General features: G+C 35.4%; 3 protein-coding genes. All 3 read right to left on the bottom strand.

Annotated elements, in window-relative coordinates; all coding sequences use genetic code 11:
- Window positions 1–202: 202 nt before the first annotated feature.
- On the bottom strand, window positions 203–5,125 hold the full coding sequence (locus OA85_RS12135) for a LamG-like jellyroll fold domain-containing protein (RefSeq protein ID WP_082014166.1): 4,923 nt from the start codon (window positions 5,123–5,125) through the stop codon (window positions 203–205).
- Between the two features lie 353 nt (window positions 5,126–5,478).
- Window positions 5,479–11,925, bottom strand: coding sequence for a LamG-like jellyroll fold domain-containing protein (locus tag OA85_RS17060; protein ID WP_052257242.1), 6,447 nt, complete (start codon window positions 11,923–11,925; stop codon window positions 5,479–5,481).
- Between the two features lie 349 nt (window positions 11,926–12,274).
- Window positions 12,275–16,351, bottom strand: coding sequence for a M14 family zinc carboxypeptidase (locus OA85_RS17055; RefSeq protein ID WP_197056084.1), 4,077 nt, complete (start codon window positions 16,349–16,351; stop codon window positions 12,275–12,277).
- Window positions 16,352–16,592: the final 241 nt, after the last annotated feature.

Here is a 16,592-nt window from a genome sequence, read left to right as displayed (position 1 = left end):
TACCTTAAAATTAACTATTTAGGATGATATTGTTTTAAAAAAAAATTTTTTTCCGATGAAAGGATTTTATCATCCGATGAACTACTCGTTTTCAGGAAATTAACTTTATATATTTCCGTTTTTTCGTCATTTAAAGTTGATTTTGAAATAAAAAAACTGCCTTTTCAGACAGTTTTATATTTTTAAAATTAGTTTTTGTGGGTTATGGTACAATTATTTTGTTACTAAAATCTCCTTTTGTAGTCTGGATTTTTGCGATATATACACCGGAACTTATTTTTTTAATTGGTAGTTGAATATTTTTTTGATCTTGATTTTTAATTTCCCAAGTACTTATTGATTGACCAATAATATTGAATAAAGTAACTTTTTTAACTGTTGCATCCAATAAATTATTATTGATTACAAGTGTGTTTCCATTTTGTAAATGAGTAATTTTAATCGCATTATCATTGATGATTTTCTCATCAACGCTCAATGTTTTGTCAGTAAAACGTAGTGAAAAACGGGTATTGTTTTCCCCTTCAGGAAGGTTTATTTCAAATATTTCATTGCGAATATCATGATACATATCCGTATCGTTGTCATAAATAAAAATAGTTTGTTCAAGGCCAAAGTTTTCTAAGTCATCAATCATGAATTTTACAGTTCCTTCCGCATCTGTTTTTACGCCAATAGGGTAGGAGGCACTGGCATCAAAAAAACCTTCCCCTTCAATTACAAGTTGATTTTCTCCGTTTAATAAATACATATCATTAGGGAAATCGTCAATATTTAAACCGTCATAACCGTAATCCATTTCGCTGGTAGCTTTTTCATCCATAAATCCTAAAAGCACTTGTCTGTGATAATCATTATGCGAATTGAATCCCAAACGAATTTTTTTATAAGTATTATTTATAACAGGGTCATTATTATTGTTGTTCCAAGAGTTGTCTTTAACGGGCATAATTTTATACATCACATTAGAATTTAAAGATTCATTTTCTTTATGAAAGGCTCTTTGACTATTGCTAAAAACAACCGTACCACCCGAACCAACTTTTCCGTTTACAAAAAAGCCTTGTCCTACTGGGATATATCGATTAGGAATGCCTCTTGATGGGGTACCTGCTTGACTAATAAAATCAACTCCTGCTGCCGAAGGAGCTAATCCACCGGTTAAATTTCTTGCAGCATAACCCCCTTGATAGTCGCGTAAAATATGAGTGTTATTAGAGGCGTAATGTTCCCAAAAATATAGCGTTCCATCAATAGACGGACTTGTGAAAGTTTCTAAAGAACTTATATTGTCAGTTATAAAAGCATCTGCATCTAATGAAGATGGATAGGGGTTACCGGTTAACAATAATTGATCATCACCTACGGTATTTGTTGCAATTGTACCGTTATTTGGTTTTCCAACAAAAGTATAATTTTGGGTTCCTGATGCCGCTCCGCTTCCTTTTAATGTATATCCTTGCCCAACACGCAATGCCTCTGTTTCTAATATTTGAAACCAATTAGCATAAGCATTGGCATAATTATCAAATTTATAAAGCCAGTATCGCGCTAAACTTATAGGAGTTGTTGGAGATCCATCATAACCTCCAATCCAGTTAATGTTTTGAGGAGTTGTTGTAGTACCATCTTTCATAACACCAGTAACACTATAATTGGTGTTGTTAGCAGTAGTATTTATAGGGCTTACTGGAGAACTCCAATAGTTATAATTATACTTGTTTGATTGTCCTTGCTGGTCTCTTTCTATTGATCCGGAACTGGTAACATCTAAATCGCTATCAGTAGTTTGAACTAACTGTGACATTCCTACTAAATCTATTTTTCCATCTAATTTCAGATAACTAGAAACTTCAATTTTTGAATCATTTGCGGCGCTTAATGTATTACTATTCACTAACAATCCTAAAACAGTCTTATTGCCATTAGAAGTAATATTATGTGATGTTTTAACTATATTCCAGTCTATTTTTGTTGAATTATCTATACCAACACTATTGGGTACATCCCAAACAGGATAATTAGTCCAAGTGGCATCTGTTTCCCAACTACCATTAGTTCCTGAGGTATAAGGTATTGGAGCAGTATCCGGCTCTTGGACATAGATACCTTTCAATTTACCATTTTTGGAATTGCCGGATTTATCTACTAAATAGCCATTGTTGATATCACTTGTTCGATTCATTTGATAATAACCTACCAAATTAGTCCAAATTAATCCACTGATGTTTTTAGGTACTATTACTCCTTTTACATTACCAAGGCCATCATTTGTGATTTCTTGATTCATCATTTGGCGAATTTGATCAACTGTCAAAGAAACATTCCATATACGGAGTTCATCTGCATAGCCATTGTAATAATTATAGGGTGTGTTGGTGTTTTGACTCATAGCACCTATGATATAATCAACAGTATTCAATGTTGGGTTTACGCCTGATGTGGTCTTGTCTAATATTCCGTCAATGTACAATTTATAGTTAGTACCGTCGAAAGTAACCCCAATGTGATACCATCTGTTAGTGTCTATTGCATGAGTGGCGATTATGGAGTTATTGTTCCAATTGAATGAAATGAAATTGTTTACTAATCTTAAATCATAGCCATCAGTCGAATTCGTACTAAGGTGTTTTGAAGTTATAGTTTGAGTATTGCCATTAGTCGCATTTGATTTTACCCATACTTCTATGCTAAAATTACCACTGTTTAAATTAAAGCTATTTTTAAAGTTAATATTGTCATCGATTCCATCAAAATTGACAACATTACAAAGCATAAGAGTAACAATTGCAGTATCTGAAGAAGAAGCGCAACTTGATGTCGTCCATTTTAATGTATATACACCAACATTAGGACTATAAAATGTTGTGGTGGGACTTGTATTATTCGAGAAAATTTCTCCACCACCAGTAGGTCCACTAACGATGGACCATGCTCCTGTTGTTCCAGATGTTGCTGCTAATGTAACATATTCTCCTCCGCAAGAAGTTGTCTGATCTGGTCCAGCTAATGTGGACAAACAAGAAGTTGTAGCTATTGCTACTTTAATTGAGCCATCTATTGGTAAATGACAAGAGGTTGAATCATATCCTTGAAAAAAATATTTTGTAAATGAAGTTCCCGATGTAGCACCCGTACCCGTTATTGTACCTGTTTCTAAAGAAACTTCTGGGCTACAACCTGCATTTAATATAATCGCACAATCTGTTGTAACATCGAGGGTAAAGCTTATATCAGCATATATATATTCGGGATGACCAGACGTGATGGGTAATGTTCCTAAATTCCAAATAATTTTGTTTGTTGCCGAATCAAAATAAGGAACGTTCGTCGTGGTGAAACCATTATAAGTGTGGTATACAATAGTTCCTGTATGGAAAATTGCGGTTGCCGGAATGGGGATTGCAACTATTGTGTTATTCGTGGCTTCGGTACCTTCGTTAGTAATATTGAGGGAGTAGTTGATTGTTTGCCCCGGAGATGCATTTAAAATGGTAGGGTTCGGAACATTATTAATCGAAGTTACGCTTATTAATCCTTTGGGTTCCGGGATATAGGCATCTACTGACATAGCAAAACCGAAAATAGTAAATACGTCAGAAGTGGAACCAAATCTAAAAGTAGTAGCAGTTTGATTATTGGCTATGATTGAATTTGATGAATTTGGAATTGTAAACATGCTGAAATCAACTCCTGTATTGTTTTGTAAAATAGGACTACTTGTACCAGAGGCTGGTACTGGGTAAATGGAAGAACTGAAGAAGTTATTGGTTGTATTATTACTTGGATTAGTTAACACCAAATAGTTTGTCGGATAAACAGTTGGATCTAAATTTAGTTTTTGTACTGACAGATAATCTCCTGTTAAGTTTGCATCTCCTTCAGCAGTCATTACTCCGAGTTTCATATTTACTTGCCCTGATCCAACTGTTGTGAATCCTGAAATGGGGATCGTTCCATATTCGCCCTGAGCAGTATAAGGAGAAGTTGCTGCAAGCTGTCCGTTTACATAAGCATAGCCGTCAAAAACGGTTACGGCTCGGCTTTTCATTAGAGGGTTTTCATAAATAACAACCATTGACCAACCTCCCGATAGACCAGGATTAGAATTTGTTCCTTCTTTCAAAGCGATGTCAGCAACAGTATATGCTCCTGGTCCATAAGTTTTTACGTAATCGGTAATTTCTTGATAACCAATAAAAATCCCACTGTTGGATGATCCAGGGAAACGGATATCAGAAGTGGCACCGTTTGGTTTAGCCGTGATGGTGGTATAAGTTGTAGCTCCGGGGCCTTTTAAAGAAACTACTTTTTTGTCGTAATTTTTAGAAGGTGAGTAAGCAACATTGGCATAACTGTTAGATTGATATTGAGGTTCACTTTGGTTTTTTGATGTGTTTCTTGTTAAACTATTAATAGTAAAGGGGGAGCCGTATGCAGCATTGGATGTATAGGAAAATGTTGCCGTTCCGGAACTGTAGGTAACATTAATAGCTGGTTGTGCAACTCCGTCTAAAGTAAGCGTAACGGTAGAAGTACCTGACGTAGCTGCATTGGTAAAATTAAAGGCGTAAGTATGACTATTACCTGTGAAAGTATAAATGGGATAATAATTATTTGGACCTGATCCTCCTAGAGATACGGTCATTGTATAGTTAGTGTATGGAATGGTAGAATTATGGACAATAGTTGTGTTGTTAATGGAAAATGTTTCATTTGCGTCATCTGATTTTCCTGTCCAATAAAGGCCAGCAAAAAGCACGGTTGAACAATTTTGGTTGGCACTATTCTCCCCCGAATTTGAAAGTTCAAGTGTAGCCATAGAAGAATTCAAAGTACTGGAATTACCATCAATATCAACATATTTCATTGCATTGTTCTGATTGTCAGTTCCGGTAGCGTAATTAATAAGCGTTAAGTTGGTATTGCCTAACATTGTAAAATCGCCCTTGACATTATATATTGTTTTAGCTGGTGTGGCTGAAGAAGTTCTTTGCGCAAAATTTACTTGCGGAGAAGTAGGAGCTTGTTGTGCTTCTATTTGAAAAGACACAACAAAGAACAGCATCGAAAATAATAAATATATTAAATTGTACTTTCTTTTTTTTAAGTAGATTTTCTTCATAATTTTCTTCGATTTAATTAATTATGATATATGTTTTTTATTCCAGATGAAATCAGTTCAGAAAAACAATTAAAATTGCGATATTAAATTTAAATAATTTGTTTTATTTTTTAGACTAAAAGCTGATATAATCGATTAAATGAATGTTTTTATTTAATTAGTAAGTAAAAAACTATAAAATATTATAAAACAATAAAAAAATTTTGATAGTTTATTTTTTTCTGATGATTTATAAATCAATGTTATTTAATACTTAGGAATTGTATTTGGCGTTTAAATTTTATAGCATTAAAAAACAAAAAAAAAGACTTCTCAATTTGAGAAGTCTTTTATGTAAGGCAATATTTAATTTATTATTTGATAATAATCTTTTTACTAATTGTTCCTTTCAAGGTTTTTAATTTTACGATATAAACTCCTGAAGCAATACTTTGAATAGGAAGTTTAATATTCGTTTGGTCTTTATCCTTTATATCCCATTTAGAAATAGATTTTCCTTCAATATTAAAAAGGGATACGGTGTTAACGGTATTGTCTTTAGAATTATTTATAATAGTCAAAATAGAAGTAGAGCGAATATAGTCTACTTGGATAGCATTTTCATAGACTTGATCTTTTACACTTAGGGTTTTGTCAGTGAAGCGAAGATAGAAGCGATCATCAATAGTTCCTTCAGGAAGTTCTACTTCATACAAAGCGTCTTTTATATTATGGTAAGTATCATCTGATTTATCATAAATAAAAATAGATTGACTATCATCAAAGTTCTCTAAGCCATCTAAAACGAAAGAGACTTTTCCTGCAGCATTTGACCGAACACCAATAGGGTAGGAGGCATCTTCATTAAAATATCCTTCGCCTTCAATGATTAACTCTTTATCTGAATTTACCAGATACATATCGGTATCAACATCGTCTATATTCTCAGCATCATATCCTTCGTTTATCTCACTATTTGCTTTTTCATCCATAAAGGCAACAACTACTTGTCTATGAAAAACTTCATTGTAATTGTTAAATCCTAAACGAACTCTTTTGTAGGTGTCTTTTTCTATTTGGTCATCACTATTATCTGTCCAATGATCTAATCCTTTTGGTTTTGTTGGAATACGATACATAGTTTGTGAAGCGGCATTATCTTCTTTAACAAATGCTCTTTGGCTATTTTTGAAAGTGACTGTTCCTCCCGTTGCATTCCCAATAACAAAGAATCCTTGTCCTACAGGAATGTATTGATTTGGGGCTGCCCGAAGAGAAGTACCAGAAGTACTAATAAAATCTACTCCTACTGAACTTGGTGCAACACCAGCAGCAGCATTTCGAACAGCATATCCACCTTGATATCCACTTAAAATATGGGTACCGTTTCCAGTATAATGCTCCCAGAAATACAGAGCACCATCAGTTGCGGTTGGTGTTGTAGTGTCTATAGAGCCACTATTGTCTGTTATAAAAGCATTAGCATCTAATGCTGATGAATATGGATTTCCTACCAGTAATAACTGTGTAGCTCCTACAGTCCTTGTAATAGTCCCATTATTTGGTTTTCCTGTAAAAGTTAGGTTTTGAGTTGCAGTAGCAGCTCCACTTCCTTTTAATGTAAATCCTTGTCCTACGGGAATAGTCCCAGTTTCAAAAATTTGATTCCAATTGGCATAAAGATTAGCGGCATTGTCAAATTTATAAATCCAATATTTTGCTAAACTAATAGGAGTTGTTGCAGAACCATCATAACCTGTAACCCAATTGATGTTGACTGGAACAGCTGGATTTGTTCCATCTTTTAATACACCCCCTACAGTGTAATTAGTGTTATTAGCAGTTGTGCTTATTGGACTTACAGGAGAACTCCAATAATTATAATTGAATTTATTTGATTGTCCTTGTTGGTCTTTTTCAATTGAGCCAGCACTGGTCACATCCAAGTCACTGCCTTCAGTTTGTACCAATTGTGATCTTCCCACTAAATCAATTTTCCCGTCTAATTTTAAATAATGCGAAACTTCAATTTTTGTTCCATCAGTTTGTAATCCTGAAGCAGAAGTTGCTGTAAGTGTGTTACTATTTACAAACAATCCCAAAACAGTTTTGTTTCCTGTTGAAGTAATGGTATGGGATGATTTAACAATATTCCAATCAATAGTTTTTGTGTTGTCTTCTATTGAAGAACTGTTTGGTAAATCTTGTAAGGTGCTGTTTGTCCAGGTTCCTATAGTTTGCCAATTTCCATTTGCAGCTGACTCATAAGGTAATGGAGCTGTTTGTAAATCTACTGTTGTAAGATTTCGTAGTGCAGCGGTATAATGATTATTCGAAATGTCTTTTGCATTGGTATAGGTATAGGTTGACATTGGATAATAGGCTTTTAGATTTGCCCAAGGAATACTGCTGATATTATTCAATGTTATTGTATTAGGAATAATAGCACCATTTGTTAAAGTACCATTACTTAAAATTTCCTGATTTATCACATAACGAAACTGAGCATCAGTAAGGGCAACATCCCAAACACGTACTTCATCAATTGAACCATTAAAGAAAGATGTTGGAGTTACTCCGTCAGCTGCAGCTACAAGAAAAGATTGTGTTGTTGCAGTAGGAACTCCTGCCGCTGTACTTATTTTATTCACACCATCTATGTACATTTTAGCTGTAGTACCATCAAAAGTTACTCCTATATGATGCCAGTATCCGGATGGTATTACCACATTAGAAGTAATTGTTTTTTTAGCGACACCTACATACCAACTCATCTCAGCTTTTCCTGCTGCATTAATGCTTAAGTCATATCCTTGAGAGAAACCGCTGTCTCTTTTAGAAAGAATAGTTTGATTGACGCTATTTCTATTTACCCAAGCTGAAACAGTAAATGAAGTGTTTAAGTCTAATACTTTTCCTGCATCTAAATAATCATTGACACCATCAAATTTTATGCAACGTACAAACGTTTTTTCTGGTGCATATCCAAAAGTCACATATTTTGTTCCGTCAAAATCATAGGTAGTTTCCAGATTTGAACCATTGACAGTCATAATACGGTATTCTGCCGTAGGATTAAAAACGGGAGTATCGGATATAAACATTAAGTAATCTCCTGGAGGTGTAATAGTTGCAGTAAGCATTGTTGCAGGAATAGATACTTTTGCAGTACCAACATTTCCACCTGTTTCCACTACTTTCCAAGTTCTTCCCACAGAAACAAAACTTACATCACTGGTTAAAGTAGATGGAGAAGTGATTCCGGAACTTATGTTTACTATTACCGGAGTCTGTGCGGCTAAAGTACCATGATTGTTACCCCAAACTAAGTATTTTTGGTTCGTATCAAAGGTATTTGTGTTGTTTGTGTTTACATCTAATAAATCACCCAATCCCACACTAATATCGGATGTTGGATTTTCTGTTTTGGATTGTTTTTGATTTAATAACGTACTGTCATCTCTACCAATTCCTGCAATATCGTAATTATAACCAGTATTGGCAGTAGCATCCCAAATGGTATTTCCAGATGAATCAACATAATTAGCATCACAAAGATCATCTGCAGTAGTACTGCCAGTGTCATGAAGTGTTACTCCATTTTTTATGGCGAGATAAGATTGTATTTTTTGTTGTTCTAAAACTGATTTAGGGGCAGAATAACTAACTATTTCCGTCATTCTTCCGTCTAAATAGGAGCCTACATTACCACCTAATGTAAAGCGTCCTACACCTAAATTATATTGAAGATTATTGAATTCAGAAAAATTCAGGGTCCCGTTATCAGTTGCTAACCCAGTTGTATTGTCTATTCTTTTACCATTTTTGTATATTTCAGATGCCGTTCCTGAACTATTTGTTTTGATATTAAAAATAATGGTTTGTTGATTGTAACTATCTGTTGAGCTTTTATAAGCTCTACCATAACTTTTAGTAAGTGTAGGGGGACTGTCTGGGATTGAATTAATATTATGGGAAACCATTTCATCTGTGTAACGTGCCGTGAAATCTCCTAAGCCTAAAGCGGTTCCGTCTACTTCAAAGCTATCTACTGAAAGACGACCGGAAATAGGTACTTGTCTGCTGGCTGCGGAATTATTAATCACTCCATTAGTTTTTACTACAACATAATAATCTTGTGACCAGAATCCACCTTTTCCTTTCATCAATTGAGAGGAAGCAGCAGTAAAATCTACTACTGGATTAAAATTAATATTTCGTGTTGCATTATTTCTAAAAACTGGGCTGTTTCCAGTAATTCCGACGGAGTTGTTATTGAAAGCCTGATCGCTCCAAGTTCCCAGCGAAGTACCATCTGTTGTGGTATTAGTTCCAGTATTTGATTTTAACCATAATTTCAAATTACTGTTAATACTTCCTGGTCCAGAGACAGGATCTGTGAAAGCAATTGTGGGATCACCTTTAATAATAAAATTATCAATTGCTACTCCCGAATCTTGATTACTTCCATCAGATGCAAAAACGGCTCTAAATTTTAGTGTAGCTTTGTTATCTAAAACACTGGTTTGTATTGATTTCTCACGAAATTGAGAGTATACAGTAGAGCTTTTTGACGGGCTGTATGAATAACTATCATTATTCCATCCGTCAGTATTTGTTAATGAAGCTGATAGTGCATTAACATTAGTAGCATTATAAAAAGAAGTAGACCCAGCTCCTAGCACAGACCATGTACTGCCATTATCAGTACTGTACTGTAATTGCATCCCATCATCAGTGTCATTATTAGTGTCGTATCTTACATCTATAAAGAGTTTTACATTCGTATAGCCAGTGGTACTAACGGCAGGACTCGTAAGATATGTTAAAGCACTATTAGGGTAAAGATTTGAAGTTGTATTTACTGCCCAAAAATTGCCTTCTCCCCTGTGAACAGATGATGCTGTATTTGTATATCCCCAAACGCCTGTTGTTCCAGATGATGTCCAACTACCATTGCTATTATCAAAATTTTCGTATAAAATAGTATATTCAGGATCCTTAAAGGGTAAGTAAGTTACAGTAATGTCATCGCTACTTGAACCACAAGTACCCGTGATAGTCCAGCGGAATACATAAGCCCCGTTTAATGTAACAGTAGCAGTTGAAGTTCCCGAAGTTCCAGCGCTAAATGTAGCTGTTCCTGGACCAGATATTTTAGACCATGCTCCAGAACCAATACTAGGAGTGTTGCCGCCTAATGAGGTAGAAACGAATGATGCATAAATAGTTTGAAAACTACCTACAGTAGCGGTGGTAGGTCCTGGATTTACGACTTGTGTTTTTGAGGCAGTTGTTGTACCGCAAGAACCACCTGATGTGATTAGTGTTAAGGTTGCTGTCCCTGAATAAGTGGATGGGGGAGTCCAAGTTGTAGTATTAGGAGTTGACCCTGTATTATTGGTAAAAGTTCCACCTGTACCGCCGTCAGACCATATTGCTGCAGTTGCAGTCCCTCCAAAAGATCCTCCTAATGCCGCTGATGTTGCTCCTTGGCATATTGCGCTTAAGGCACTACCTGCATTGGCTGTTGGCGTAGTTATTGTTATTGCGAGAGTTCTTGCTGTGCCGTTTCCGCAGTTGTTTGATGGAGTAACGCTAACATTTCCAGCTGTTGAACTAGTAGTAACGGTTATAGAGTTAGTAGTTGTTCCTGCAGTTTGTACCCAACCAGCAGGGAATGACCATGTATAAGTTACACCAGCTACTGCTGTGACACTATAGGTCTGTGACGTATTTAAACAAGAACTTGTATTTCCTGTTATGGTACTTGGTTGATTAGGTACTGTAGTTAGCGTAACGCTGGCAGTATTACCGCTACTTATAGCACTAGTACAATTATCTGGCGATACACCACTTGAAAGATTGGTGATTTGAATATTTGTAAGTCCTACGTTAGCTAATGCTGTTGTAGTGAAACTTCCTGTTCCTGCAGTTGTTACACTCATAGTGGCTGTAGCATTTGTTGCAGCATTTGTTCCAGTAAGGGTATAAGTTACGGTGTAGTTTCCTGTTGGTAAACCTGTTCCTCCTGTAAGTGTAACCACTGCTCCATTTGTATTACACAATGGTGAAGCTATTGAAGTACCTGTTAAACTATATCCAGCGGCTGGACAAGTCCAAGTAAGAATTACTCTACCATCTGCTCCATTACCACCATTTCTTGTCCCGTTAGAAGTTCTATAGCCACCGCCACCGCCACCGCCAGGAACTACACCAGGTGATCCATCGCCTTGAGTTGTATTTTTACCATCTCCGCCATTTCCACCTCCAGCGGGAGCAACTCCTCCTGCTGATAGCAATCCAGTAACTCCTACAGCTCCTGTGCCTGCTGATGAACCACCACCACCACCATAAGCTACAGCGCCAGTAACTCCAGTACCTCCATTCCATTTTGTTGTTCCTATACTTGTGGAGGCTAAGCCACCAACAGCTCCACCAGGAGTGTTGTCTGCTTGAGATTTACCACCCTTTGCAAGGACAGTACCTGCCGTAGAAAACCAAGAGTCTAGTCCATCAGCTGTTGTTGTACTTCCTGTACCCACTGTAACAGTGTAGGTAGGATTAAGAGCATCTACAGTTACAGCTTGGCTTGCATAAGCACCACCACCACCGCCACCGCCATTACCATTAGTACCTCTCGTGCTTCCTTTTCCACCGCCCCCCCAGACTTGTGCAGTTACACTAGTAATTCCTGCGGGTACCGTAAAAGTTCCAGATGAAGAATAAGTTTTAGGAGATTGAGAAAATCCAACGGAAGTAATAAATAAAAAAGCTAAAGCCAGAAATATTTTTTTTGTGAAAAGTATAGTTCTATTCATATATTATTCTTGATGTGGTATTTATATAAGGACTGTAATAGTTTTGAAAATGGAGCGATTACACTGTCATTTACGTTTTTACTTTTAATTTGGTTTTAATTATCAGTTAATTACTATAAAAAAAATAATTTAACAGGCCAAAAATAAAATATTTATTTTTAACTACAATGCCTTTTTAACGATAAAAAGCAAATATTAGCGTTTAAATTCAGTGTTTTATGATTTTTAATCTTTTTTCATCAAAATGTGATGCAAAATGGGAGTTGTTTTTTTAAGTAGGAGTCTTCTTTTATATAACAAAAAAAAGCTATCGTGTTAGGATAGCTTTTTAAGTTTGATTAGTAAGGCATTATTTTTTAATAAATCGCTTTATTGTAGTTGTTTCTTTATCTGTAATTTCCAGAATATAATTTCCTTCATTTAGAGCAGAAACATCAATGAAACTAGCAGAGAATTTACCTTTCATAATAGTTTGACCTATTAAGTTGTAAATATAGTATGTTGCGTTTTCAGAAATTGAAGTTACATTTAATATTGATTTTGTTGGATTAGGGTAAAGCACAATCTCATTTGTAATGATTTTATTGCTTTCAATCATTTTAGCTGCAGAACCAACAATGTTAATGGTGTAATCTTCAACTTGTCCTGAAGCAAATGTTTCGCAAGAAGTTGGGATTGCATTGTATTTCATGGAAACTCTCATTCTGGTAGCTCCAATTGTTGCTGTTGTAGGAATAGTAATTGTTGCGCTAACTGGAGTTGTTGTTGAAGCAGCTTTTGTAAATACTTGTTCTCCGGTATCTGCAAAATCACCATCACCATTATAATCGATCCAAACACCATATCCTTCTTTGTACTTTGTTGAGGTCCAAGACGGTGTTATTGTTATAGTGTATGCCGTCCCTTTAGTCGCATTTGTTGAAAGAGCAGTATAGTTTTCATAACCCGTTCCACCTGTTGAAGTATTGCTGATAGTCCCAAAAACTACTTTGCCAATTTTTTCACTGGCAACACTATTTCCTTTAGAAGTACAATAAGTTACAATAGGCGCTAATGTTGTTATGCTTGCAACATTGCTGGAAGTCGAAATGTTTCCTGCAGCATCTTTGGCTTTTATAGAAAAAGTATATGCAGTTGAAGCTGTTAATCCAGTTACGGCATAGGATGTAGTTGTTACCGTAGCTTTCAAAGTAGCTCCCTGATATACATCATAACCAGTTACAGCTGTGTCGTCTGTAGAAGCTGTCCAAGATAAATTGGTAGTGGTTTGAGTTGTTCCGGTAGCCACTAATGTTGCAGGGGCTGTTGGAGAAGTGGTATCCAAAACGGGATCTAAAGTTGTTAGATTTAGAATATTGCTATCAGTAGAGATATTCCCTGCAGCATCTTTAGCTTTTACAGAAAAAGTATAGGCAGTAGAGGCTGTTAATCCAGTTACGGCATAGGAAGTAGTTGTTACAGTAGCTTTCAAGGTAGTTCCCTGATACACATCATAAGCAGTTACCGCAGTGTCGTCAGTTGCTGCAGTCCAAGATAAATTGGTAGCAGTTTGAGTTGTTCCGGCTGCTACTAATGAAGATGGAGCCGTTGGAGCGGTATTGTCTATAACAACATTTTGATTAGCTGTTACAACTTGCCCATTTCCATCATTAAAAGTCCAAACTACAACAGTTGTACCTTGTGTAGTTATAGGAAACACCGTATCAGTTGTTCCTGTAATGGTTCCTGCACATACATCAGTAGTTGTAGGAGCAGTAAGAGTTACATCATTTTGGCTGATTACAGTGGTTAAAGTAGGAACTACCGGAGCAGTTGTATCTTTTATTGTTACATTCGACGTGCATGTCGCAGTTTGACCATCAGCATCCGTTACGGTAAGAGTTACGGCTTGTGGCGAGTTTAGGTGTGAACAATTGAATGTATTTGGTGAAACCGAAATAGATGTAATTGCAACATCATCAGTAGATCCATTATTTACATCAGCAGGTAAAACGGTTAATGTACCACTACTGTTTAATGATAAAGTTACGTCTTTGCAAATGGCAATAGGGGCTGCAGATAAATCTAAGATTTTTAGTACTTTGAAATCATCTAAATAAAAGCCATCAAAAGTGGTATTATAGCCATCTGTAGCATTTGAACTGTCAGTTCTCATATACAATCTGAATCTAGCTGCAGTTGCACCAACTAAAAAGGAGTTGTTAGTTGCATCAATTACAATTTCTTCCATTACCCATTTGCCCATTTGATCACCATCATATAAAACACCACCACCACCAGCAGTATTCTGGAAGTTATTAGTAGATGATTTAGTGGCATGTTGATTAGTTTCTGTTGTAGATGTTGGTTTGGTGTAATTTCCACACAATGGCGTCCAAGTTGTTCCGTCGGTTGAGCCTTGAATTTGAACTAAATCAAAATTTCTTTCTAAGTCCCATTTTGCATAATATTGTACTAAAACTTTGGTTGCACCTGATAAATTGGAGGTTGTAGCAGTAGTAAGTGTTTTGTTTATATTATTGGCATATGCTAGGGTAGATGCGTCAGTAATTGATTTTGTTCCTGAATAGGCATTGGTAGAATTTACCCAAGTACCTCCAGCTTGAGTCCATTTAGTAAGTAAGTTAGTGTCTGGATTATCAGTAAATAATACTGTAGGTTGGTAATATTTTATAAAATTAGCTTCATATAAAACATAATCACCATTACTTAATGAAACTTTGTACTCAATTTTTTGATTAGGTAAAACCCCAGCAGCTAATTGCATTGTAGCAGTTACATTTCTTTGCTCTAATACAGTCATCCCAGTTTGAGCAACTGGAGAAGTTATAGAAACAATATTACTGGAAACAGGAGTAACAGTTAATGTGTAAGTTGATGCAGTCTGACCTAGTCTTTCTATTCCAAATGTTAAATTTGAATTTAAGGAAGTAATATTACTTTGTGTAAGGTCATGAAGTTTAGCATATTTTCCTGCGTAATAAGCAGAAATTAAATTCATTCTCAAGGCTCTTTTTGCAATAGCAGTAATGTTTATTGGGCTAGGCCAAAATCCACCTTCAGCCAAACTTCCGTTTTCTGGAGATACTGATAAAGTGTTTTTTCCAGATCCGGTTGAACCAGTTCCGTCATTAGTTCCACCAGTCATCCAGTCGCTTGCATCACCACTTGCAGCATACAATATACCGGGAGCAGGACCATAAACATATCTATTGTATTGCGTCATATCATGACAAAACTTTGCAAATTCATTTTCTCTTCCAGTTACTACTCCTGCTTTTCCATTAATTGGATGTGGAAGCAGATTTGAATAGGAATGATGATTTAAAGCAGTTTTGAAACTTTTTGTTAAAACAAAATCTCTCATCATTTGAGTTTCAGGTTCCGAAAATGCTGCTGTTCCTCTATATGTATTGTCGCATAAAACAGTAGATGATCCAGTTAGTCCGTAATAGTAACCATAGTTTCTATTCAAATCGACCCCTCTTGTATTGTTGGAAGATGCTGTATTTCCAGCATCACAAACTCCAGGTCTTAAATTTTTGCGTTGCATTCCTCCGCCTGATGGAGCAATAGTTTCGTTCCAAGATAATCCATCAGGATTCGCTATAGGTACAAAATACAATTCAGTATTATCAACTATATTTTTGATAAAAGGATCTGAGTTATAATTTTCCAATAAATACCACATATAATATATAGTATTCATCATGCTGCTAACTTCTCTGGCATGGGTCATACCCGTGTAAAGTACATTTGGTTCCGCTTCATTTATTGAAGGGTTGTCAGATATTTTTACATAATAAATAGGTCTTCCTTGATGAGTTAGTTGATTTGTTGGAGAAATGTTTGCTTTTACAGAGATTAAATTTGGATATAATTGTTGCATTTTATCTAATTCTGCTGCCATTCCACTATTGGTTAAACAACCTCCAAAAGTTGAAGGGATAGTAAAATTAGTTGGTGTAACAAAGTTGATTTCGCTGCAGTCATTCTGTTGTCCAATATTACCAATGATAACACTTTTTACGCTCAATGATTTGTTTGCTTTTGAATGTCTTTTTTCTCTGAGCAAATCATTCTGTGCTTGTGGCATATCTTTTTTTGCTCTTTCAGAATATAATTTTGTTAAATCTTCAATTATTATTTTGTAGTTTAATCCTACGGATTTAATCCTCCCTAATTCGTATTCAGAAAGTTCTAGTTGTATATAGGATTCAGTGTTGATTACACCGCAATCAATATCGACTCCAGCCTCCATTAATTTTTTGATGACGTCAGGTGAGTTTTTTGAAATTTGAATTCTTTTGTATTTAAAATCTGTTTCTTGAATTTCGGTAGAATTTCCTTTCGAAGATTTTGTTTGCGAGTAAGATTTGATCAAACTAAAAGAAAATAAAAGAATGAGTAGGGTAGTTTTTTTCATGTTTGTTAGATTTGGGTTTTCAAACATAAAATAAATTTTTTGTAAAAACAAAAAAAATAATCGATAAAATGTATTATTTAACCGATTAAAAGCAACCGTAGCTTGTTAAATATGTTAAATAGTTTGGATTTTGGCTAAATTAAAAAAAAATAAATAATTTTAAAAAGAAAGAATAATCTTATTTTTTTAAATTTTTTAATTCTGATTGCTATGCTTGCTATAGATTGTAATAAATCTGCTT

Source organism: Flavobacterium sp. AED, assembly GCF_000812945.1.
Classification (GTDB): Bacteria; Bacteroidota; Bacteroidia; order Flavobacteriales; family Flavobacteriaceae; genus Flavobacterium.
The sequence above is the reverse complement of the archived record's forward strand: the minus strand, read 5'-3'. Positions and strand labels throughout refer to the sequence as shown.